At 36.4% G+C, this 24,406-nt stretch carries 23 protein-coding genes and 1 tRNA gene; 6 read left to right on the top strand and 18 right to left on the bottom strand.

What is annotated here, in order from left to right; all coding sequences use genetic code 11:
* Nucleotides 1–9 precede the first annotated feature (9 nt).
* The 7 genes from pstA to FS802_RS19870 form a co-directional block, all read right to left on the bottom strand.
* Nucleotides 10–876, bottom strand: coding sequence for a phosphate ABC transporter permease PstA (gene pstA / locus FS802_RS19900; protein WP_098653268.1), 867 nt, complete (start codon nt 874–876; stop codon nt 10–12).
* 1 nt (nt 877) lies between these two features.
* Nucleotides 878–1,828, bottom strand: coding sequence for a phosphate ABC transporter permease subunit PstC (pstC, locus tag FS802_RS19895; protein ID WP_000940910.1), 951 nt, complete (start codon nt 1,826–1,828; stop codon nt 878–880).
* Nucleotides 1,829–1,855: 27 nt separating this feature from the next.
* Entirely contained in the window at nt 1,856–2,773 is a 918-nt protein-coding gene (gene phoX / locus FS802_RS19890) for a phosphate ABC transporter substrate-binding protein PhoX (RefSeq protein ID WP_098653267.1), read from the bottom strand.
* A 331-nt stretch (nt 2,774–3,104) separates the two neighbouring features.
* The gene (locus FS802_RS19885) at nt 3,105–5,234 is read right to left on the bottom strand and encodes a peptidoglycan D,D-transpeptidase FtsI family protein (protein WP_098653266.1); all 2,130 of its coding nucleotides are present in this window, start codon (nt 5,232–5,234) and stop codon (nt 3,105–3,107) included.
* Between the two features lie 109 nt (nt 5,235–5,343).
* Nucleotides 5,344–6,621, bottom strand: coding sequence for an MFS transporter (locus FS802_RS19880; RefSeq protein ID WP_088059687.1), 1,278 nt, complete (start codon nt 6,619–6,621; stop codon nt 5,344–5,346).
* A 116-nt stretch (nt 6,622–6,737) separates the two neighbouring features.
* Nucleotides 6,738–7,349: a superoxide dismutase [Mn] gene (gene sodA, locus FS802_RS19875; protein ID WP_001052034.1), complete on the bottom strand. Its 612-nt coding sequence runs from the start codon at nt 7,347–7,349 to the stop codon at nt 6,738–6,740.
* 221 nt (nt 7,350–7,570) lie between these two features.
* Nucleotides 7,571–7,644, bottom strand: a tRNA-Ile gene (locus FS802_RS19870).
* A gap of 242 nt (nt 7,645–7,886) precedes the next feature.
* On the opposite strand from FS802_RS19870, the gene FS802_RS19865 reads away from it, so the two are divergent.
* The 3 genes from FS802_RS19865 (at nt 7,887) to ispG (ending at nt 10,358) form a co-directional block, all read left to right on the top strand.
* Entirely contained in the window at nt 7,887–8,645 is a 759-nt protein-coding gene (locus FS802_RS19865; RefSeq protein ID WP_098653265.1) for a DUF1189 domain-containing protein, read from the top strand.
* 73 nt (nt 8,646–8,718) lie between these two features.
* Complete coding sequence (locus tag FS802_RS19860; RefSeq protein WP_000825407.1) at nt 8,719–9,084, top strand: hypothetical protein; 366 nt, start codon at nt 8,719–8,721, stop codon at nt 9,082–9,084.
* A 164-nt stretch (nt 9,085–9,248) separates the two neighbouring features.
* Nucleotides 9,249–10,358: a flavodoxin-dependent (E)-4-hydroxy-3-methylbut-2-enyl-diphosphate synthase gene (gene ispG, locus FS802_RS19855; protein ID WP_122950842.1), complete on the top strand. Its 1,110-nt coding sequence runs from the start codon at nt 9,249–9,251 to the stop codon at nt 10,356–10,358.
* Between the two features lie 78 nt (nt 10,359–10,436).
* On the opposite strand, the gene FS802_RS19850 is transcribed toward ispG, so the two are convergent.
* The 4 genes from FS802_RS19850 to FS802_RS19835 form a co-directional block, all read right to left on the bottom strand.
* The gene (locus tag FS802_RS19850) at nt 10,437–10,850 is read right to left on the bottom strand and encodes a Fur family transcriptional regulator (RefSeq protein WP_001054512.1); all 414 of its coding nucleotides are present in this window, start codon (nt 10,848–10,850) and stop codon (nt 10,437–10,439) included.
* Between the two features lie 13 nt (nt 10,851–10,863).
* Complete coding sequence (locus FS802_RS19845) at nt 10,864–11,697, bottom strand: metal ABC transporter permease (RefSeq protein ID WP_000613831.1); 834 nt, start codon at nt 11,695–11,697, stop codon at nt 10,864–10,866.
* Complete coding sequence (locus FS802_RS19840) at nt 11,697–12,467, bottom strand: metal ABC transporter ATP-binding protein (protein WP_001059649.1); 771 nt, start codon at nt 12,465–12,467, stop codon at nt 11,697–11,699. Before FS802_RS19840 ends, FS802_RS19845 begins: the two co-directional genes overlap by 1 nt.
* 245 nt (nt 12,468–12,712) lie before the next feature.
* A complete protein-coding gene (locus FS802_RS19835; RefSeq protein ID WP_000435956.1) occupies nt 12,713–13,591 on the bottom strand; it encodes a YitT family protein in 879 nt (292 codons plus the stop codon).
* A gap of 149 nt (nt 13,592–13,740) precedes the next feature.
* Here FS802_RS19835 and FS802_RS19830 point away from each other — a divergent pair, with 149 nt between their 5' ends.
* Nucleotides 13,741–13,995 (top strand): DUF2624 domain-containing protein, encoded by a 255-nt coding sequence (locus FS802_RS19830; protein WP_001048965.1) that lies wholly within the window; start codon nt 13,741–13,743, stop codon nt 13,993–13,995.
* Nucleotides 13,996–14,021: 26 nt separating this feature from the next.
* Here the strand turns inward: FS802_RS19830 and FS802_RS19825 are convergent, their stop codons facing one another.
* Nucleotides 14,022–14,918, bottom strand: coding sequence for a deoxyribonuclease IV (locus tag FS802_RS19825; protein ID WP_000912444.1), 897 nt, complete (start codon nt 14,916–14,918; stop codon nt 14,022–14,024).
* Between the two features lie 189 nt (nt 14,919–15,107).
* Complete coding sequence (locus FS802_RS19820; protein WP_000194012.1) at nt 15,108–16,418, bottom strand: DEAD/DEAH box helicase; 1,311 nt, start codon at nt 16,416–16,418, stop codon at nt 15,108–15,110.
* A gap of 180 nt (nt 16,419–16,598) precedes the next feature.
* On the opposite strand from FS802_RS19820, the gene vrrA reads away from it, so the two are divergent.
* Together vrrA and FS802_RS19810 are read left to right on the top strand one after the other, a co-directional pair.
* Nucleotides 16,599–17,339 (top strand): VrrA/YqfQ family protein, encoded by a 741-nt coding sequence (vrrA, locus tag FS802_RS19815; RefSeq protein WP_000484131.1) that lies wholly within the window; start codon nt 16,599–16,601, stop codon nt 17,337–17,339.
* An 89-nt stretch (nt 17,340–17,428) separates the two neighbouring features.
* Nucleotides 17,429–18,379 carry a 4-hydroxy-3-methylbut-2-enyl diphosphate reductase gene (locus FS802_RS19810; RefSeq protein WP_000706674.1) on the top strand — a complete coding sequence of 317 codons (951 nt, stop codon included), beginning with the start codon at nt 17,429–17,431 and terminating at the stop codon, nt 18,377–18,379.
* A 40-nt stretch (nt 18,380–18,419) separates the two neighbouring features.
* On the opposite strand, the gene FS802_RS19805 is transcribed toward FS802_RS19810, so the two are convergent.
* From FS802_RS19805 to dnaG, 5 genes are all read right to left on the bottom strand, one after another.
* The gene (locus tag FS802_RS19805) at nt 18,420–19,541 is read right to left on the bottom strand and encodes a Nif3-like dinuclear metal center hexameric protein (protein ID WP_098653264.1); all 1,122 of its coding nucleotides are present in this window, start codon (nt 19,539–19,541) and stop codon (nt 18,420–18,422) included.
* The gene (locus tag FS802_RS19800; protein ID WP_001006530.1) at nt 19,538–20,245 is read right to left on the bottom strand and encodes a tRNA (adenine(22)-N(1))-methyltransferase; all 708 of its coding nucleotides are present in this window, start codon (nt 20,243–20,245) and stop codon (nt 19,538–19,540) included. Before FS802_RS19800 ends, FS802_RS19805 begins: the two co-directional genes overlap by 4 nt.
* Nucleotides 20,246–20,410: 165 nt before the next feature.
* On the bottom strand, nt 20,411–20,767 hold the full coding sequence (gene cccA, locus FS802_RS19795; RefSeq protein WP_000828147.1) for a cytochrome c550: 357 nt from the start codon (nt 20,765–20,767) through the stop codon (nt 20,411–20,413).
* Between the two features lie 395 nt (nt 20,768–21,162).
* Nucleotides 21,163–22,290 carry an RNA polymerase sigma factor RpoD gene (gene rpoD, locus FS802_RS19790; RefSeq protein ID WP_000764061.1) on the bottom strand — a complete coding sequence of 376 codons (1,128 nt, stop codon included), beginning with the start codon at nt 22,288–22,290 and terminating at the stop codon, nt 21,163–21,165.
* A gap of 59 nt (nt 22,291–22,349) precedes the next feature.
* Entirely contained in the window at nt 22,350–24,146 is a 1,797-nt protein-coding gene (dnaG, locus tag FS802_RS19785; protein ID WP_098653263.1) for a DNA primase, read from the bottom strand.
* Between the last annotated feature and the right edge of the window lie 260 nt (nt 24,147–24,406).

Raw genomic sequence — 24,406 nt, 5'->3', positions numbered from 1 at the left:
ATTTCCAACTTATTTTCGATTTCGTAACCATAAGACAAACATATTGATAAAGAGTAATAAACCTAACAAAACAATCATCCCAGCAGCTGCTACATACTGAAATTCTTCTTGCGGTCTACTCATCCAATTAAAAATTTGAATTGGTAAAACTGTAAATCTATCAAACATACTAAATGGAACATAATTTGCAAATGCAAGTGCCCCGATAACTAATAGCGGTGCCGCTTCTCCAATCCCCCTTGATATCGCTAACGTACAACCCGTTATAATTCCCGGGAAAGCAGATGGCAATACAATTTGATACATCGTTTGCCACTTCGTAGCACCTAATCCGTAAGAAGCTTCTAATAATGAACTTGGTACAGATCGTATCGCTTCTTGACTCGCTACAACAACTGTCGGTAAAACGAGTAAACTCATCGTCAGTGCCGCCGCAATAATACTCTCCCCTAAATGAAGAGCATATACAAAAATAGTTAAGCCGAGTAATCCAAATACAACGGAAGGTACTCCTGCTAACGTTTGATTATTAATTTCTATTACCTTTTTAAATATAGATTCCTTCGCATATTGCTCCAAATAAAGAGCAGTTCCAACTCCAAATATAAAGGAGACTGGTATAACAATACTCATGAATAATATTGTTCCTGACAAAGCTGCAGCAATCCCAGCTTCTTTCGGATTACGCGAAGCGAAGTTTGTAAAGAAATCTAACGAAAGGTAACTTATACCTTTTTCAAAAATTTGAAAAAGTAAAATAAGCAGTATTACTATTGAAAACAAAATTGCTATATAAAATAACAACTTGTAAACTCGATCTTTTAAAAAACGTGATGCCATATTTTCTTGTATTTTTTTATGATTCAACATTCGCATATTATGTCACCCTCCTAAAGCGGCGCATAATAGAGTATGAAATGATGTTCATTATAAGAGTAAACAAGAATAACGTTGCGCCTACAGCGTACATGCTGTAATACGTAATTGTTCCATGCGGAGCATCACCTAAGCTCACTTGCACAATATAGGCTGTTAGCGTTTGAATAGAGTGCGTCGGATCGAGCGATACATTCGGTGTAGATCCCGCTGCAATTACAACTATCATCGTTTCACCAATTGCTCTGGAAGCAGCTAATATGATCGCTGCCATAATCCCTGTAAAAGCCGAAGGAAACACGACTTGTTTTACCATCTCAAACCGAGTTGCTCCAAGTGCTAACGAAGCTTCTTTCGTTCCTTTCGCTACAGCTCTCATCGCGTCTTCAGATAGAGATGCAATTGTAGGTATCATCATAAAACCAATAACAATACCTGGACTAATCGCATTAAAAAACTGTAAATCTGGTATAATCCGTTGTAAAAGTGGTGTGACAACTGTTAATGCAAAAAAACCATATACAATTGTCGGGATACCTGCTAATAGTTCTAACATCGGTTTTAATACTTTCCTTGCACCGTTTGAAGCATATTCGCTTAAAAATACAGCACACGCTAAACCGATAGGAATTGCTACGAACATGGCAATTGCTGTTACAAGGAACGTTCCACATATAAGTGGTAATATACCGAATTTAGGATCTTCAAAAAAAGGTAACCATTCTTTTCCCGTCAAAAAGGAGTGTAATGGTATTGTTTGAAAAAACATCAATGTTTCATTTGCCAGTGTGAAAATAATTCCCAGTGTCGTTACAATAGACACGCTAGCAATTATTTTTAGTAATAACGGAACGATTCGATTGATTCGCTGCGTTTTTTTTCTTTGTTTTGTATTTCTTTCAATCAAATGTTGTACAGAAAATGTAATTTGACTTTTGTCATTATGAGCCAAAGATGAAAACCCCTTTCCACCCTGACATTACCTTTTTATTTCTGTTAACATCCGCAGCTGTTCATTGTATTTTTCTTTTGGTAATTTTACATATCCTACCTCTTCAGCGAGATCACCAACATGCTGAATCATAAACTCAATATAATTTGCTACATTCATTTTATTTCGGATAGATGCATCATTCACATAAGCAAATAGCGGCCTAGATAATGGCTTATACTTACCTGATTGAATGGTATCTTTCGTCGGAAGTACACCATTCACTTTTATTGCTCTCACCTTATCTCGATTGGCCATATAATAAGCATATCCTACAAAAGCAATGGCATTTTTATCATTCATTACCCCTTGCATAATAACTTGATCATCTTCAGACAAAGAGACTTTTTTTACAATGCGACTATTTTGTAAGATGACATTTTGAAAATAATCATACGTACCAGAGTCTACACCTGGCGCATAAAACTTCACCTGTTCACGTGGCCATGATGAATGAATTTGTGACCATCGCTTTTCGCTTTCATCTTCACTCCATAATAGACGTAACTCGTCTACCGTCATATTGTCTACCCAAGTATTTTGGCGATTCACAACGATCGTAAGACCATCGTAAGCGACTTCAAACGGTGTAAACTGAATGGAGTTTTTCTTCATTTCATTTTCTTCTACTTGTTTCATTGCTCTCGAAGCATTATTTATGTCTACTTCTCCTTTACTGAAACGATTAAATCCTCCTCCTGTTCCAGAAACACTGATGGAAATTTTCACGTTTGGATGCACCTTTGTATATTCCTCCGCTACTGCTTCTATAACAGGAAAAACTGTTGAGGATCCATCAACTCTCACTTCTCCCATTTCATTTACAGCAAATGCAGTAGACGTGCCAACATAAAGGAAACAAGTCGACAGTATGAAAACTTTAATCGATGCACTTATCCATTTCACGTGTTCTTCCTCCTAGAAGTAACCGGAAATAACAGGATTACAGATATAAGAATACTGCTAAACTATTAATTCGGTTTTAATTGTTTGTAAAAGTTTTGTAAAGTTCCACAAGAATCAACATTAAGTAAAACTTTAATCCGTAGCCATCGTTCATTTTCACTAATGATTGGTCCATAAAACCGTTATCCTCCAGAGGGGGGGCATAAATATCATTTGTGAGGCCTCTTAATTTTCCGATATAATATGCTTGTCCACTTTATTAAAACGTATGCATGAACCATAAAAAAAAGCACACTATCTTTTCAGATAGTGTGCTTTTTTTACAACTTTTTTATTCGTCATCTTGATCTCTATTTTTCTTTTTATTATCTATTTCATCTTTTGAAACTTCGCCATTTTCTACTTTTTTCAAATCAAAGTACGCGTCCATAATGTCACGGCTAATATATCCGTTAATACCTGATTTATCATCTACCCAAGGTACAACAACAGAAAATGCTACTTCAGGATCTTCAAGTGGCGCATAACCTACTAACGTTAAGTTATATGTTTCTTTACGCTCACCGTTTGCCTTTCTACCAATCTCTTTATCTCCGCCATACACAGTTTCAGCTGTACCTGTTTTACCAGCAGCTTTATATTGTGCGCCTGTAAAGTATTTCGCAGCTGTACCACCAGACTCGTTAAATACTTGTCTAAATCCTTCCTGAACACGTTTAATTTGTGATTCAGGCATATCAATACGGTTTAGTACTTTCGGTTCCATTGAATGAACAACTTTTCCAGTTTCTTCTGGTTTCGCTGCCGGTTGACGAATTTCTTTCACAACTTGCGGCTGCATACGGTAACCACCATTTGCAATTGTTGAAATGTACTGCGCTAATTGAAGTGGTGTGTACGTATCATACTGTCCAATTGATAAATCTAATAGGAAACCTGGCTGACTCCCTCTACCTGTTTGACCCGCAGATTCATTCGGTAAATCAATACCTGTTTTTACGCCAAGTCCAAACTGTCCGAAATAATAACGCATCGTATCAAATGCTTTTTGTGGTATATCTAACGTACCACCTCTCACATATTGAACGCCTGCGAGATTCATCGCTGTTTTAAACATATATACGTTAGAAGACATTTTTAATGCTGTCAAATCATTAATATATCCCATATTCTTCCAAGAAGCTTTTTGTGGTGTTCCCTTTAACCTGATTGGTTCATCAAATTGAACTGAACCTGGTTGAATCGCACCTGTTTGATATCCTGTAAGTACTGTCGCACCTTTTACAGTCGATCCCATTGGATAAGAACTTGTCATCGATCCTAATGCGAAATCTTGTACTTTCGTTTCGCCATTTTCATTCACTAACTGTTTCCCTGCCATAGATAAAACTTCACCATTTTTCGGATTCATCATTACAACGAATGCGCGATCTAAAAGAGGTTGCCCACCTTTATATTTCAATAAATTTTTAGTGATAATTTCCTCTACACGCTTTTGTAATTCCATATCGATTGTTAAGTTCAGGTCATTACCTCGTTGCCCTTGTGAGACATTAATCGTTTCTAAAATATTACCGTTTTTATCTGTAATATTTTTCACTTCTGCTTTCGTACCGTGCAGGCTATCTTCATATTGCTGTTCAAGATAACTTTTCCCTACACGATCATTACGATTGTAATCACGAACAAGATAGTAATCTAAACGCTCTTTCGGTAAACCTTCGTCAGAAGTTGTTACACCACCAAGTACACTTCGGAACAAATCACCATCATATGCATATTTTCGTTCCCAATCGACACTCGTATCTACTCCCGACAATTCTGCTAAATTTTCACTAATAATCGCATACTCTTCTGGTGTAGCATCTTTTTTAATAACTTGTGGCGTCATCGCATATCCGCCGTCCATTTTGCTTTTAATCGCTAGTATTTCTAAATCTTTTGCGGATAATTGATTCACTTCTTCTTCTGTCACACGACTTCGTTGACGCTCATCTAATTCTTTATCGTCAATTTTTTTATCTTTTAACTCTTGACGATCTTTATTCGTAATTTTTTCTTTAGCTTCCTCTTTATGCATAGCAAGCCAATAATCTTTTTTATCACGATCTGTTAATTTATCTGTCGGTACTTCAATCAACTCTGCTAGCTTTTTCGCTGTTTCTAAGCGAGCCTCTGCAGTTGATCCTTTCATTTTTGTAAATGTAATCGTACGAACAGCTGCATTATCTACTACAGCTCGCCCATAACGGTCAAATATTTTCCCACGTGGTACAGGATTACTTATCGTCGAGTTTTCTTTCCTCTCCACTTCATTCTTATATTCCTCACCGCGAACAATTTGTACATAACCAAGCCTTACAATAACCGCGGAGAACAATAAAAACACGCAGAAAAACAGCACGTTTAACCGAAAAGGAACGTGAGTCTTTTTCTTTTGTTGTTTCTGCTTCTTGCTCATACAAACCCCCTCTACCAACAGCTATGTAATGTGAAAGGGACACCTTCATACAGGTGTCCTCACTGCTGTCTTACATCTTTTTCTATTCTAGCATAAAACAACCGAGAAGTTAACCTTCTGGTTCTGTTTGATTCTGCGCAGTTGCTTGCGTTACAACACTTGTTTTACTTGCATTTCCCTCATCATATTTGACATTTTTAACTGCAAAATAAATAAGAAAATGTCCTGCACCTAAAATACATAATAAGTAAGGTAAACTTTTTTCGGGCGGAAAGAATAGTACAGCACATAAAAAACTTAAAATCGAGCAAATTCTTCCTGCATTTAACCATAATTCTCGGACAACTACATACTCTACACGCCACTCTCTCGCATTTTTCGCTCTGCCAATTACATCATATGTCATAGATCCGTACGGAACGAGCAAAATAGGGTATGCAACCGCAATACACGCTGCATAAATAAGTAATTTTGCGTATGTAACATTGAATATAACTAAAAATACGACAGCATATAAAATAATGCCTCCAAGCAAAATTGCTTTTTTCCGCCACTCTTTCTTTAACATACGAGTGACTAAGTAGTAACATACAAATGATACAGCAGAATTTACTAAGCTATATTTCCCTAAGGCGAGTTCGCTATCCGTCGCTAAATACACGTACACGGAAATCACAAAAATAAACGTTCCCTCTCTCAACCCTTGGAAAAAATGAGCACGTGTAATTCTTCCCCAATTTTTATCAATCTGCCGCTCTTTCAATACTTGTACAATTTCATACCGTCCTTCACATTCTCTCTTAGATACAAAAAAGCTTAAAATAACAGCAATTGCAAATAACAGTAACGAAAGAAAGAATATGACCGTATAGCCACTCCATTTTTCCATACGTGAAATTGTGTATCCAGCTGCTATCGGTCCAATCATGCCAGAGAAGGATGTAAGAAGTCCAAGAAACCCATTAAAGAAATCTCTTGTTTCTGGTTCTGTAATCTCAAATGTTAATAAGTTAAACGCGAGCCAGTAAAAACCATATCCGACTCCTAAAAGAGCCCCCATTAATAAAATATAGTGAGAAGCGCTTTTTCCCGCTACTAAAACAACGATAAAAAAAATAGCTAACGTGCCTACGCCTATTCGTAACAAGATTGAGCGATCAATACGCTTCGCTAATTTCCCACCTATAAGAAATGTGAGAGGCTGTAATACAACGCTGGCCAAATTATACAAGCCAAGATTCACATAATTTTGTGTTTGTTTCCATAAATAAATGTTAACAAACGTATTCGATAAAGAAATTGCGAGCGTGTATAAACCTCCAATAAGGAGCAATAACACTAAATCCCGATTCACTTCAACGTCACCAATTATATGTTTCCACTTCATACACAACTCTCCTTTACTTCATGTTCTAGTCTTCCAAAGACAAGCCCAATTATGTAAAAGGAAAGCATAGAAAAAAGCTAGGAGCATTCTCCTAGCTTTTTCTATCGTTATTACAATTATTTTGCTTCTTGGTAACGTTTTTCAGCAGCGTTCCAATCTACAACGTTCCAGAATGCACCGATGTAGTCAGGACGACGGTTTTGGTAATTTAAGTAGTAAGCATGTTCCCAAACATCTAAACCTACAACTGGAGTTTTACCTTCAGTTAGAGGAGAATCTTGGTTTGGCGTGCTTGTTACTTCTAACTCACCATTGTTTACTACTAACCAAGCCCAACCAGAACCGAAACGAGTTGCGCCAGCTTTTGCGAATTCTTCTTTGAATGCATCGAAGCTACCGAATTTCGCTTCAATTGCAGTCGCAAGTTCGCCTACTGGTTGTCCGCCGCCGTTTGGAGATAAGATTGTCCAGAAGAATGTATGGTTAGCATGTCCGCCACCATTGTTACGTACTGCTGTACGGATTGCTTCTGGTACTTCGTTTAAGTTTGCAACTAATTCTTCTACGCTTTTGTCAGCTAATTCTGCATGACCTTCTAAAGCAGCGTTTAAGTTTGTAATGTAAGTGTTATGATGTTTTGTATGATGGATGTTCATTGTTTCTTTGTCAAAGTGAGGCTCTAAAGCATCATACGCATAAGGTAAATTTGGTAATTCGTGTTTTGCCATTGTTATATTCCTCCCAGTTTATGTATTGCCACTTAAGTGACATACAACTTCATTCTACCCTAATTGCCATAGGGTGCAAACAAATAAATCGCATTGTCTTGCTATCATTAACGTAGCAAAAATCCCACTTCTTTTCAATTAAAATGCTCATATATTCCGTAAAAAAAGCTCCCTTCTACAAGGAAGCTTCCCACTGACATAATAAACATGTGAAATGGATATGGACCCTGTAGGACTCGAACCTACGACCGGACGGTTATGAGCCGTCTGCTCTAACCAGCTGAGCTAAGGGTCCACAATTATGTATGTAACAACATATTAAATAAAGGAATTCCTATCAGATATATCCTTTAAGAAATGTAAGATAAATTTACCATATGGCAAAGAAAAGTGTCAATTGTATTTTTCTCATATAAAAGAAGAAAATTAATAAAAAGAAATTTAGTTATCTCCACTATATGTAAATATAATATATCTTGAGATTCTCTAGATTCCTACGTTACAATGATTTTATACATACATAAAGGAAGTGAATCTATGTCCATATTTACCCAATTAGCAAAAAGCGTATATTCGCCTAAAGATATGGCGTTATTCCGTTTTCAAAAAATCGGAAAAACCATTTTGTATATTATGCTACTTTGTCTAATCACTACTATTCCAAGAACATTCTTTTACGGTAGCTTTATTCAAGATAGTGTTACCATGGTAAATCAAGCAATTGAAAAAGATTTACCTGATTTTAAAATCGAAAACGGTGAGCTAAAAGCAGATATTGAACAACCTATTCTAAAGGAAGAGGGAGATGCTCTTTTCGTATTTGATCCCAATACAACAGATATAGAAACATATCAAAACAAAACTGGTTTATTTATTTTAAAAGATAAAGTAGTTTCTATAGGAAATGGTCAAACACAAACATACTCCTATAATGATTTATTAGGGACATCTCTTGAGAAGAAAGATTTGCAAGATTTCATTTCTGTATTCGATAGTATTTATCCAATTTTACTAGCCGTTATTGGAGTGTTAGTGTACCTATTCCAATTGTTTATTACTTTCTTAGGAATTACTTTACTTGCGTTTATAGGTTCTGCTATGAGTGGTCAACGTAAATTATCTTATAAGCAAGTATGGGCGTTAACTGCATACAGCTACACAATCCCAACAATCTTCTTTATGATTATGGATCTATTCAAAATTGTTGTACCTGGTTCAACATTCATTTATATCGCAGTTGTTTTAATTGTTCTTTACTTAACGATTAAAGAAGTTCCAAAACCGAAAGAAAAATAAGAACGAAAAAAAATGCCTAAATAGGCATTTTTTTTTTGGACAAGCATATATTCCTAGCAAAGGAGTGAAGAATATGAAGAGATTAGGTATATTCTTATTCGTGCTTGTTCTTGGTTATATATTTTATTACGATATAAAAATCGGCACTTTACCGATGTTAAGTTCATATAAAAAAACAAATGCGGCCCAAACGATAAAACAAGAAAGTACAGACACAAAACAAAAGAAAGAGAACAAAGCAGAAAAAGAAACAGATGTAACTTATAAAACAATTGAAGTCAAAACAGGTGAGACAGTTCTTTCTATTACCGAACAAATTAATAAGAAAAAAATCCCTTCCATTGAAAAGGTAATTGATGACTTTAAACAACTAAACAAAAGTACATCTGCTACAAAAATACAAATTGGAAAGTCTTATAAATTCCCGTTATATCAATAAGCAATCACTTAATCCTTGTCAATTACATAAAGGCGCTGATACAATAGTAAAAGTGAAACCGAGCACTTCGGTTTCTATAGCCCTGTATCACGTATACTTTCATAGATATGAGGGACTAAATAAGAAACTTCTTTTATAAGGAGAGCGATCTATTCGTGAATGAAATGACTCATCGTACAAAAACACGTCCAGTTAAAGTCGGTAATTTAACAATTGGCGGTAATAATGAATTAATTATACAAAGTATGACAACAACAAAAACACATGATGTTGAAGCAACAGTTGCTGAAATTAAACGTTTAGAAGAAGCTGGCTGTCAAGTCGTCCGTGTTGCTGTTCCAGACGAACGCGCAGCAAATGCTATTGCTGATATTAAAAAACAAATCAACATTCCACTTGTTGCTGATATTCATTTTGATTATCGCCTTGCTTTAAAAGCAATTGAAGGTGGCATTGATAAAGTACGTATCAATCCAGGTAACATTGGTCGTCGCCATAAAGTAGAAGCTGTTGTAAATGCAGCAAAAGAACGCGGTATTCCAATCCGTATCGGTGTAAACGCAGGTTCATTAGAACGTCACATTTTAGAAAAGTACGGATATCCAACTGCAGATGGTATGGTCGAGAGCGCCCTACATCACATTAAAATTTTAGAGGACTTAGATTTCCACGATATTATCGTATCTATGAAAGCCTCTGATGTTAACTTAGCAATTGAAGCATACGAAAAAGCTGCTCGTGCTTTTGATTACCCATTACATTTAGGTATTACAGAATCCGGAACATTATTTGCCGGAACTGTAAAAAGTGCCGCTGGTCTTGGCGCAATCTTAAATAAAGGCATCGGAAATACACTACGTATTTCATTAAGTGCTGACCCAGTTGAAGAAGTAAAAGTTGCGCGTGAACTATTAAAGTCATTCGGTCTTGCATCTAATGCAGCAACACTTATTTCTTGTCCAACTTGTGGTCGTATTGAAATTGATTTAATTAGCATCGCTAACGAGGTGGAAGAATACATCTCTACACTAAAAGTACCGATTAAAGTTGCAGTACTTGGTTGCGCTGTAAACGGTCCTGGTGAAGCTCGTGAAGCTGATATCGGTATTGCCGGTGCACGTGGAGAAGGATTATTATTCCGTAAAGGGCAAGTTGTTCGTAAAGTACCAGAAGAAATAATGGTAGAAGAACTGAAAAAAGAAATCGATGTAATTGCTGCTGAAATGGCTGCTGAACGAGAAAAAGAAAAAGAAAAAGAAACACAAGAACAATAAAAAGAAGGTTGCCACAATATTTGTGGGCAACCTTTTTTTTACGTAAAAAAGCTCGTCAGTTATGTAACCGACGAGTTCTTATTTTGCACATTTTGGACAACGGCCGTATATTTCAAACTTATGCCCGGTTACTTCATAACCGTTAAAATCTTTATTCATAAAATCCATCGGGCAGGAAGTAATCTCTTTCGTCCCCCCGCAATCTAAACAAATAAAATGATGATGATGTTCCATAATAGAACATGTAAAACGAAAATGTTTTTCACCATTTAATTCCGTTTGTTCTAAAACACCGATTTCAGCAAACACCGTTAAGTTACGATAAATCGTATCAAAGCTAAGACCTGGATAATCATCCTTCATATGCTCTAAAACGTCTTTCGCCGTTAAATAACGATTGTGAGCTGCAAATAACCTGAGCATTTCTTCCCTTTTCCCAGTATGTTTGTATCCTTTATCTTTCATTAGGCGTAAAGCTTCTGTTAGATTCATATCTATCCCTACTTTATGCAGTTTTTTTCTTTTTCCATAAAATCGCACCAATTAAAATAAGAACTGCTATCATAACAATTGTACCACCTGGTGCTAGATCAAGTTGATATGAAGCAAACATTCCACCAATTACTGCAATTTCACCAAATAAAATGGAAAAGAAAATTGTTTGTTTAAATCCATTCGCAATACGAATACTTGCTGCAACTGGTAACGTCATTAATGATGATACGAGAAGAACCCCTACTACACGCATTGATACTGCAATGACAAGAGCAACCAATATAATGAAAATAAAGTGAATCCACTTTGCACTCAAACCGGTTGATACAGCATATTCCTCATCAAACGATAGTAAAAATAACTCTTTGTATAATAAAGTGATCGTTACAATAACAACAATTGCTACAATGCCGATGATAATTAAATCCGTACTTGTTACAGCACTTACACTCCCAAATAAATAACTAAATAAATCAGTGTTAAATCCATTTGCAAGTGATATAAAAATAACCCCAATCCCCATTCCTGCTGAAAGAATAATCGGAATTGCTAATTCTTGATAATGTTTATATACAGTACGTAATTTTTCAATTAGTAACGCCCCACCAATAGAAAAAATCATTCCCATATATAACGGATTTAAAAATCCTCCTGTGAAAATTGTTTTTTCTAGTAGTAAACTTGCAGCAATACCCGATAATGTCACGTGACTTAATGCATCCGCAATAAGCGACATTCGGCGAATGACAACAAATACACCGATAAGTGGTGCAACAAGTCCTATTAAAACCCCTGCATATAAAGAGTTACGTAAAAAGTCATATTGTAAAAAATCTTGTATCATTATATCCTCCCGTGATGCTCATGCTCGTGTTCTAAACGATGAACATGATGTCCATATAAGACGGACATTTCTGCATCTTCTAACTCTCGGAACTTCTCTACATTTCCATGGAAATGTAGATGTTGGTTTAAGCATGCAACATGTGTTACCTTCTCAGTAACAGCTCCCATATCATGAGTAACGAGAATTAATGTGATTCCTAACCTTTTGTTTAAATCCTCTAATATCTCATAAAAACTTTCTACATTCTTCACATCTATTCCAACAGTGGGCTCGTCCAAAATAAGTAATTCAGGATCACTAACGAGCGCACGAGCAATAAATACACGCTGTTGTTGTCCACCAGAAAGTTCTCCGATATTGCGCCCTTGAAACTCACTCATCCCTACATCAGCAATCGCTTTTTCTACCTTTTCCTTATCGTTTTTCGTGAAAAAGCGAAACAGCCCTTTTTTAGAAACGAGTCCCATTGATACAACTTCAAAAACAGTTGCCGGAAAACCAGAATTAAAGCTATTTGCCTTTTGCGACACATAACCAACTTTGTTCCATTCTTTAAACTTCTTACTATCAACACCAAACAAACGAATACTTCCCTGTTTTGGCTTTAAAACGCCTAATAAACATTTTAGCAAAGTTGATTTCCCAGAACCATTCGGCCCAACTAAACCTAAAAAAGCTCCCTTCGGAACTTGCAAATTAATATCTTCTAACACATTTCGATCTTCATATCGAAATGACAATCCTTCTATTTCTAATATATTATTCATATCATCTCACCTATTTTAATTCAGAATGATTCCGATTTATATCTATTTGAATTATAGTACAGCTTATTATAGTTGTAAACCAATCTGCCTAAAATATATCAATTTTTTCAAGAAACCTTTCTATTATAACAAAAAGCAGAGAAAAATTCTCTGCTTCCGAAAAATATTCCTATAAAATGAAACCTTAATCAGATGAGGCCATCCCCTACTGATTATTTGCCCTCAAATAGCGGGATACATGTTTTTTAGTGAATAGCCGATTTAAACTTTCCACCATTTGTCTCTTGTGTGCTCATAATCGTAACAAACGCATTCGCATCAATTTCATACACAATTGATTTTAACTTTGTCACTTCCAGACGCGTTACAACTGCATAAATAACTTCTTTTTCTTTATCCGTGTAACCGCCTTTCGCTACAAGCTTTGTAGTTCCACGACCAAGACGATGCAAAATCGCATTTGATACTTCCTCATATTGATCTGATACAATTAAAACTGCTTTCGTTTCATCTAAACCTTGAATGACTGTATCAATTGTTTTGAATGCGATATAGTACGTCATTACAGAATACATAGCTTGTTCAACACCAAATACAAATGCTGCCCATGCAAAAATGAATAAGTTCACAAACATTACAAATTCGCCCACAGAGAAAGGTAATTTCTTCGTTAATAAAATACCCATAATTTCTGTTCCGTCCATTGATCCCCCATGGCGAATAACGAGCCCTACACCAATACCTAAAATAAGACCACCAAACACTGTTGCTAAAATTGGCTCTGTTGTAAATGGCGGAACAGCATGTAACGTTGATTCAATAAACGCTAAAGCTACAATACCGAACGCCGAAGATAGCATGAATGTTTTTCCGATTTGCTTATAACCTGAATACATAAATGGGATATTGAGAATAACGACTAAAGTAGAGAAACTTAACCACCAAATATTAGGAGTAAGATAATCTAATATAAGAGAAATACCAATAATTCCACCATCAATAATTTTATTTGGCATTAAAAATAGTTCAATCGCTACCGCTGCGCATGCTGCCCCAAAAATAATCATAACTAAACGATAAATAAGATGGATAACACTTTCTTTTCGATGTTGCTTTTGTTCCATAAGTCCTCCTTATACTCTTTTTCTATAGTTTTGTCCTTATATTATAACATACGCTTCTTTTTCTCATGAAAAAAGAAACTCTACGCGAATATGTACAAGCTACGTACTCATATATTTCGATAGAAGAACGTGTGAAGGAGGATAACTCAATGAACCTCATTAAACAACTTGTAAATAAAAAATTAAATCATATTTCTACAAAAGAGTTATTGAAATATAGTAAAGAGTATGAAGTTTCTATTACGACTGCACAAGCGGATCAAATTGTTTTACTTATGAAAGGTAAGAATATTAACATTTACGATAATGACGAACGGCTAGAGCTCTTAAAACAAATAGCAAAAGTAACCTCCCCTGCTACTGCCCAACAAGTAAATACTTTATTTCAGCAACTACTAAAATAAGGAGGGGAAAATCCCCTCCTTATTGCTTATTGCGCTTTAATTTTCTCAAGAATCCCTTCATCAAAAGTACCATTTTTCAGCATTTCGATTTCTAATTTATATGGTGGCTTCTTATCTTTTTTATCTTCACCTACATATGGCGTTTCAAGAATTTTTGGTACGTGCATTAACTGCGGATGATGCACAATATGATGTAACGCTTTATAACCGATATGACCGAAGCCGATATTTTCATGACGGTCCTTTCCTGCGCCGCATACATTTTTACTATCATTAATATGAAGTACTTGCAAACGATCCATACCAACAATCTTATCAAATTCGTTTAATACGCCGTCAAAATCATTTACAATATCATATCCTGCATCGTGCGTATGACACGTATCAAAGCATACTGATAATTTTTCATTATATTTGACACCATCAATAATCTTTGCAATTTCTTCAAAGCTACGACCGCATTCTGTTCCTTTTCCTGCCATTGTTTCTAACGCAATGTTAACCGTCTGCTCTGGCGTTAATACTTCATTAAGCCCTTTAATAATTTGTTGAATACCAGCATCCGCTCCTGCACCAACGTGCGCTCCTGGGTGAAGAACGATTTGTTTCGCTACACCTAATGCCGATGTTCTTTCAATTTCCATGCGAAGGAAGTCTACACCTAATTGGAATGTTTCTGGCTTCGTCGTATTCCCAAGATTAATAATATATGGCGCATGTACGATAATTTCTTCAATACCGTTTAGTTCCATATGTTTTCTTCCTGCTTCTATATTCAATTCTTCAATTGGTTTTCTTCGTGTATTTTGCGGCGCACCTGTATAAATCATAAACGTCGTTGCACCGTATGAAACAGCCTCTTCACTTGCTGCTAATAACATTTTCTTACCACTCATGGAAACATGAGATCCAATCTTTAACATACAATCACCTCTTCAATATACAATAGATATAATGATAGCATAATTTGTAGAAATATGTAGTGAATTGTTTGTTCCTAAAACACTACGCAAATTGTAACTAGCTACACCGAAACTTTAATCAGTGTTTTTCCATTCCCCACCGATTATTATCCCGCAAATAGCCGGATAAAAAAAGATAAGGGGCTCCCCTTATCTTTTTTTATTGCTATATTTTTTCTTCACTTTGTCACGTTCTGTTGCAAGTTTACGTTTATAGTTTGGTTTTACTTTTTTCGGCTTTTTAATAACTTTCGTTGCCATAACGTCAAGTTCATCATTTGGTTTTTTACGGCTCTTACGACGACGACGTTCACCTAAATCCGCCCACTCATCTCCGCGTAACTCTACATGCTTGAACTCAATATGACGTTGTTTTTCTAAACTATCTAACGCTTCTTCGTTTGCTGGATCATAAATCGTCACTGCAATACCTGAATGCCCCGCACGTGCTGTTCTTCCAACGCGGTGAACGAAGAAATCTAAATCTGATGGAAGTTCGTAGTTAATAACATGACTAATTCCTTCAATATCAATACCACGTGCTGCTAAATCAGTTGCAACAATATATTGGAATTCAAGATCACGAATTTGTTTCATCATTTTTTTACGATCACGCGGTGATAAATCTCCGTGAATTCGTCCAACTTTTAAGCCACGTTCCATTAATCCGTCAGCAACTTGATCCGCCATTTTCTTCGTATTCGTGAAAACAACTGCTAAATACGGTTTAAATTGTAGCAACATTTTGTTCACTAAATCAATTTTGTTACGATGTTTAGAAGGTACTAAATAATGCTCAATATTCCCAGCCGCAACTTGTTTTGGATTAATATGAATATGCTCTGGATTCTCCATATATTTCTTAAGAAACGGTTTTAGTTTTTGAGGAATTGTTGCAGAGAAAACTAGCATTTGCAAGTTTCTAGGCATGCGTGATGCAATTTTGTCTACATCATGAATGAATCCCATATCAAGCATTAAGTCTGCTTCATCGACAATAATAGTATTTGCTTTATGAACAAATAATGCTTGCGCTTCTACTAAATCTTTAATACGTCCTGGTGTTCCAACTACAATATGAGGTTGTTTTTTCAACTTTTCAATTGATCGTTGTTTATCAGTTCCACCAATTAAACAACGTGCTGTAATCATTTGATCTTCCGCACAAAACTTTGTTAATTTCACGATTTCTTCGTAAATTTGTTGTGCTAACTCACGAGTAGGCGCTGTAATAACAAGTTGTACTTCTTCACGACTTGCATTAATTCTGTTCAATGTAGGAAGTAAGTATGCATGTGTTTTCCCAGAACCTGTTTGGGATTGTCCAATTACACTTACACCTTTTTTCACGACCGGGAAAATTTTCTTTTGAATTCCTGTCGGCTCTGTAAAGCGTAGTTCACGAACTGCATCTATTAAAAATGGTTTAAAATCATACTGTGTAAAAGTTTGTTGTGTCATAAGTTACACCTTCTTTCTAAATTTCTACTGCGCGCACAAATCAGTCAAGTCTACATTATATCGAAATCTACAAGTAAAATCCATCTTTAGTTTAGGTTTTTACTTCAAAAACTAACCTTCTTCCCTCTTATTGCATATTGTATGTGTATATACCTAACTGAAGAAAGGAGGATTTCTCACATGTTTCCAAAATCCCATACAAGGCAAATGTATCCGAATCAAGGACAGCAACCTTATACACCATATCCAATTCCACAACTACCACCGATGGCACAAAAAAAGAAAGGGTTCCTTGCTAAACTCTTTAAAAAACACGATCCAACCGAGCCTTTCATGCAAATGGTTCCACCTTATCGACAAATGGATGGACCGCCGCCAATGATGCACCAGCACCAGCAACCGCCGCCTCAATATCAACAACAATACCAATACCAACAACAATATCCGCAGCAATACTCACAACAATATCAACCATACATGCAGCAACATCCAGAGCAAATGATCCCCCCTCAAATGTATGAATCAAATGAAACGCGCGGCGGTGCAGCAACTACAGCAGCATCAAGTAGCGGCATCGGCAGTTTTTTTGCAAATTTAATTTCGAATCCAACTAATATGATAAACAATATTGAAAAAGTATCCCAAGTCGTTCAATCTGTAAGCCCTGTCGTCGAACAGTACGGTCCTATTATGCGTAACCTACCAAGCATTGTTAAAATCCTCACCTCTGGAAAAAGTACGGAAGAAGATCCCACTGAAAATCCAACTGAAGACATAACAGAAAAGGTTGAGGTAGCAACTCCGCCTCCTCCACAAAAAAAAAGAAAAAGAAAAAAAATAGTGATTGAGCCTGTCATAGAAAAAGAATTACGAGAGGAGCCTGTTCAAAAAATAGCAACAAAACCAAAACTATATGTGTAACAATCCTTTGTTTTCTATCCATTCCTCCTTTATAATGTAAAAGACTATGCACAAAAGTATCCCTTGTTTAGAAGGAGAGGATTACTCATATGAAAATTGTTAAAATTTCCCCTCGTGGTTATTGCTACGGTGTTGTGGACGCGATGGTTATTGCACGTAACGCCGCATTAGATACATCATTACCAAGACCTATTTATATTTTAGGTATGATTGTTCACAACAAACATGTAACAGATGCATTCGAAGAAGATGGCATCATTACATTAGACGGTCCAAGTCGATTAGAAATTTTAGATAAAATCGAATCTGGTACTGTTATTTTCACTGCACACGGTGTTTCTCCAGAAGTTAAACAACGTGCAAAAGAAAAAGGTTTAACGACAATCGATGCCACTTGTCCAGATGTTACAAAAACACATGACCTTATTGAAGCAAAGAAAGCTGAAGGTTACCATGTCATTTATATCGGCAAAAAAAATCACCCAGAACCAGAAGGCGCAGTTGGTATTGCACCTGACATCGTTCACCTTATCGAAAGAGCTGATGATTTAAAAACATTAGAAATTCCAACAGATAAAATTTTAGTTACAAATCAAACAACGATGAGCCAATGGGATGTTCAACATTTAATGGAGGACATTCAGAAAAAATTCCCAACAGCAGAATTCCATAAGGAAATTTGTTTAGCAACTCAAGTTCGCCAAGAAGCTGTCGCTAAACAAGCTGATGTTGCAGACTTAACAATTGTTGTCGGTGATCCGAAAAGTAACAACTCCAACCGTTTAGCACAAGTATCACAAGAAATCGCTGGTACGAAAGCATACCGTGTTGCAGACGTAAGTGAGATTAAATTAGAATGGCTACAAGGTGTAGAAAACGTAGCTGTTACAGCAGGTGCTTCTACTCCAACGCCAATTACGAAAGAAGTTATCGCTTTCTTAGATCAATATGATCCAATGAATCCCGCTACATGGGAGAGAGTTCGAAAAGTACCGTTACAAAAAATATTACCTCGTGTAAAAGTGAAAAAAGAACAATAATAAAAACCGTTGCCTATACGAGCAACGGTTTTTATTTTTCTTATACAAATGTAAATGGATCTGTATGTAATTGCGAAGCATGAATGTGTGCATTGAATTTCTTTGCATCCACTTTTTCTTGTAATTGCTTTTGTACACCTTGCTTCATTACTTTTTCAACGTTATGTCCTGGGTCAACTATATTTAAACCGAGCATCATCGCATCATGAGCAACATGATAATACATGTCACCTGTTACATATACATTCGCTCCTTTAAATTTAGCCTGATTGATGTATTTATTACCATCGCCACCAAGTACAGCTACTTTGCGCACTTTATCATTTAAATCCCCAACAACTCGTGCACCCTTTACATCTAATGATTTCTTTACATGTTCCGCAAACTGTCCAAGTGTCATTTCTTCTTGTAAATATCCTATTTTTCCAAGCCCTAATGTTTCACCTTTGTTATCAAGTGGATACACATCATATGCTACTTCTTCATATGGATGTGCAGTTACCATTGCTTTAATCACTTTTCGTTGTAGTGAAGCTGGAATTATCGTTTCGATTCGCACTTCTTCTACGCGTTCTAACTGCCCAGTTTCCCCGATATAAGGATTTGTTCCCTCTTGAGGTACAAACGTGCCTGTACCCTCGCTATTAAACGTACAGTGGCTATAATTGCCGATATGACCAGCACCTGCGTCTCCTAATGCTTTTCGTACTTCTTCTGCATGAGTTACTGGCACAAACACAACAACTTTTTTCATTTCTTCTGCATATGTCGGTGCCAAAACTTCTGTATTTTGCAATCCTAACGCCTCAGCAAGTAAATCATTTACCCCGCCCTTAGCAACATCCACATTTGTATGTGCTGCATAAATGGCAATATCATTTTTAATACACGTTTCAATAATTCTTCCGTACGCTTTATCTGTATGAATCGCTTTTAACGGATTAAAAATTAAAGGGTGATGTGCAATAATGACATTCGCCCCTAATTGAATTGCTTCATCCACAACTTCCTCCGTTACATCTAACGCAATCAATACGTGTTGTACGGGTTTATTAAGCGCTCCAATTTGCAGGCCAATCTTATCCCCTTCCATCGCCAAATGCTTCGGATACATACTTTCAAATAAAGAAATAATTTCATGGCCATTTGGAATTTTACTCATGATAAAACCTCCCGTATCATTTTCATTTTCGCTTCTACTTCCGCACGCTTCGCTTTTGTTTCTTCAGAATCAGCCGCACGTTCTAACTGCTTTAAAATATTTTGGAAGTTTTTCAATTCCCCTTCCCATTTTTCAACGAAAGCTTCACCTTTTTCTTTTATTAAGAATGGTCCCATAAATAATTCCGCTTGTTTATTTTCAGAATAAGGCACCGCAATGTTTCCTCGCTCGCCTACTAAAATCTCGTAAATTTTCCCATCTTCTTTTACGATTTTTTCATGGATAAGCTCCCATCCATTCTCAATAAACCATTCACGAATGTGATGCGCTGCAATATTCGGCTGTAAAATTAAACGAGTTACCCCTTCTAATTTTTCTTTACCACTTTCTAAAATGTCACGAATTAACGCTCCGCCCATTCCAGCAACCGTAATTACATCTACTTCTCCTGGCGCGATAACAGCTAATCCATTCCCTTTACGCACATCTACTTTATCTTGTAAGCCACTTTCAGCTACAGTTGCTTGCGCAGAGCGAAATGGCCCATCTACAACCTCTCCAGCAACTGCTTTTGTAGCAATATTATTTATAATTGTATAACACGGTAAATACGCATGATCCGATCCAATATCAGCAACTGTAGATCCTGCCGGTATTTCACGCACAACTTCTTCTAATCGTTTTGAAAGCTTTACTTCATTCATGTATTTCCATTACTCCTTCTCTTGTCAGTCTGTCTCCATGATAATGAATTTATAGTAGTTGTTGCAAGCCTATAACAACAATTCCATTCTCTATCACTCATCGTATTTTAGAAAATATAGAAAAACAAGCCCTTTGCATAAGCAAAAGGCTTGTCATACGGAACTTTATTTTTTCTTCGATAACCAATCAGCTACTTTAGCGGCTTGATCAGCTGGAACTATATTTGGTGGCATATTTCCTTTTCCTTTCGAAATAACTTCTTGAATCTCTTCTTTCGAAAGTTTCCCACCAATTTTTTGTAAATTAGGCCCTACTGCCCCTTGTAACTGATCACCGTGGCAGCTCGTACAGCTTTGCTTCACAATATCCTCTGGTTTTGATGCTGTTTGTGCTGGCTTCCCGCCATTTTTTGCATCAGCTAACTCTTTAGATTTATTTAGCCCCTGAAATGAAAATACAAACATAACGATAATACCTAATGCTGCAATAAGAGCGAACGGAATCAGCGGATTACGTTTCATATCTCTTCTCCCCCCTCTATACCCCTAAATAGTTAGATGATTCAGTCATTTACATTGTACTTGAAAACGCTCTATCAGAAAAGAGTAAACTACTAATCGTTAAAAATATTCCATAAATTCAGTTTATTGTTTTTTATTGTTTTTTATTGTTATATCGCTTATTATTTCGATAATTATTAACGTTTCTCATCATATTTTTCACTTTTCTACATATATTTTTGTATAGAATACACAAAATTAATCGAAAAATCGAAAAATGAGCATTTGCAAATCAAAAGACAATTCTGTAAAATAAATTACAAGAAATTGTAATCGTTGCCGATAGCTAAAGTTTAACAAAAGTTAACAAAATAAAAAAGTTTACTTCACAAAGGTGAAGTAAACTTAAAGGTAGCCTATTCTAAGAAATCCTTAAGACGCTTACTACGGCTTGGATGTCTTAATTTACGAAGTGCTTTTGCTTCAATTTGACGGATACGTTCTCTCGTTACGCCGAATACTTTCCCAACTTCTTCAAGCGTACGAGTTCGTCCATCATCTAAACCAAAACGAAGACGTAGAACATTTTCTTCACGATCTGTTAGTGTATCTAACACATCTTCTAATTGTTCTTTTAGCAATTCATACGCTGCATGGTCCGCAGGCGATGTTGCTTCTTGGTCTTCAATAAAATCACCTAAATGGGAGTCATCTTCTTCACCGATCGGTGTTTCAAGAGAAACTGGCTCCTGTGCAATTTTCAAAATTTCGCGTACTTTTTCTGGAGCAAGATCCATTTCTTCACCAATCTCTTCAGGAGATGGTTCGCGTCCTAAATCTTGTAGTAATTGACGTTGTACACGAATTAACTTATTAATCGTTTCAACCATATGAACTGGGATACGAATTGTTCGTGCTTGGTCTGCAATCGCACGTGTAATCGCTTGGCGAATCCACCAAGTTGCATACGTACTAAATTTGAAACCTTTACGATAATCGAACTTTTCAACCGCTTTAATTAGACCCATATTCCCTTCTTGGATTAAGTCTAAGAAAAGCATACCACGGCCTACGTAGCGCTTTGCAATACTTACTACAAGACGTAAGTTTGCTTCTGCAAGACGACGTTTCGCTTCTTCATCGCCTTCTTCAATACGCGTTGCAAGTCGAATTTCTTCTTCTGCAGATAGTAAATCTACACGACCAATTTCTTTTAAATACATACGAACGGGATCATTGATTTTAACCCCAGGTGGTACACTTAAATCATTAAGGTCAAATTCTTCTTCCGCTTTTGTAATTTGGCGATTATTAGGACCTTCGTCGTTGTCATTGTCACCAACTAAGTCAATTCCTTGTTCACCTAAATATTCATAGTATTCATCCATTTGATCGGATTCAATTTCAAATCCATTCATGCGTTCTGCAATCTCTTCATATGTAAGAACGCCACGTTTTTTTCCGAGCTCAGTGAGTTGTTCTTTCACTTGCTCAAGGGTCATTTCAGTTTCAATTTGTTTAGAACGAGCTGGTTTGTCAGCCATCTGTTCCCCTCCTTACGCGAGATACAAACATTCATTATACTAAAAATTTATCAAAAAAGCTATTTTCTCGCTTTTTGATTTTGTAAATATGCTACATAATATTTAGCAGCCTCTACAGGATCTGTTTTTTCCATTTGTTTTACCTTAAAGATGATTTCCATCTTTTCAAGTTTTTCTTGATGACGGTTGAGCGTCTCCAAATGGCCTTGTAACACTTCTTCTGTGTATTCTGGATTAATAAATTCATCCGTCGAAATATCAGTGATAATATTTTTCAACTTCTCATCAGAGAGCCAACTTAAAAATGTTCCGACTGAAGGTTCATTTCCCTTTTCATAATATGCGTATAGTTCATATAAAATCCCTTTATGTTCTTCTGTATGAAAATCTTCTATGTGGGATTCCATACGAACAGCCACTTCTGGACTTTGCAACATATGATAAATAATTTCTCTTTCTGCCCTTTCAAAACCTGTTAACTTCGGTTTTGTTTGAACAATTTGAGACGGCTTAGAAACCTGCTTTACTTGTTTTTGCTGTACCTTTTGTTCTTTGCGATATTGGTGCAATTGATTCAAAAGAGTTTCCATTGAATACGAAAATTCTTGCGATAATGACTTCAAATATGATTCTGCCTGCATCGCATCCTGTAGCAACGATAACTCTTTTAAAACACTTTTCACATATTCTTCTTTGCCAGACTCATCTTGCAAATTTTTCCCTAAACGCAAATAATTTATTTTAAAACCAACAAAACTTATACTTGATTTCACAAGATTTTCAAAAGCAGTTGTCCCATATTGTTGCACATATTCATCAGGATCAAGCTTATCTGGCAAGGATGTAACTTTCACTTGGCAACCAACTTTTAGCAATAATTGCCCTGCTTTCATCGTTGCTTCTCGCCCTGCTTTATCACCATCATAGCAAAGAACAACAGTTTCAACGTTACGTCGCAGAAGTTTTGCTTGTTCTTCAGTTAAAGCTGTTCCCATTGTCGCGACAGCTTCTTCCACACCACTTTTTACCGCAGCCATTACGTCGGCATACCCTTCAAAAAGGACCACTTGCCCACGTTTTCTAATAAACGGCCTCGCTTGGTGGAAGTTATACAACAATTTACTTTTATGAAAAATCGGTGTTTCAGGGCTATTTAAATATTTCGGAGTGTCATCTCCTAATGCCCTTCCACTAAACGCTATCACTTTACCTTGTAACGTATAGATTGGAAACATAACTCTTCCACGGAAGCGATCATAATGACTACCATCCTTCTCGCTTCTTATGAGAAGACCAGCTTGTTCCATACTAGACAGCGATAAACCTCTTTTTTGTAAAATTTTCGTTGCTGCATCCCAAGCAGGTGACGCATAACCAATTTCAAACTTCTCAATCATCTCTTTCGTAATACCACGTTTTAACAAATACGAAAGTGCTTCATTTCCTTCTTCTGTATTTACTAATAAATGATGATAATACTTTTTCAAAAGTTCATGAGCCTGTTGCATGATGACAGTGTCATCAGATATGTCTTCTTGTTGTCCTTGCCCTGATGTATACTCTGCAACCGCCATTCCATTTCTTTCACCTAGCTTTTGAACAGCCTCGGTAAAAGCCAATCCTTCCATTTTCATTAGAAAGGAAAATACATTTCCACCTTCTCCACATCCGAAGCAATGAAAAATTTGCTTATCAGATGAAACAGAGAATGAAGGAGAATTCTCACCATGAAATGGACAAAGGCCAAAATAGTTACGCCCCTGTTTTCTAAGTTGAACGTATTCACCAATCACTTCTACAATATCCGATGACGTCCGAATCTGTTCAACAACTTCTTCGGGAATTCTGTTCCCCATAAATCCATCTCCGTGTCGTATTTTGTATTCGATAAAAATTAAAAAATTCCTTTATAATTCGACAATATTTTTTCTAAACTTATTAGAAAGTGTTGTCGATCACGTTATCAAACGATTTTGTAGGCCCTTTTCTGCGTAATTTCGCACATACGTACCTACTATATAAAATTGTATCCATTTGCTCATCTGTTACAAATGTACCTCCTGGAGACAATACATATACACTTTTTTACAAGAAGACTAGCAAGCACCATATCCTA

The organism is Bacillus sp. DE0042 (assembly GCF_007680225.1).
GTDB classification, from domain to species: Bacteria; Bacillota; Bacilli; order Bacillales; family Bacillaceae_G; genus Bacillus_A; species Bacillus_A wiedmannii.
Note: the sequence above shows the minus strand (reverse complement) of the source record. Positions and strands in the feature narration are given on the sequence as shown.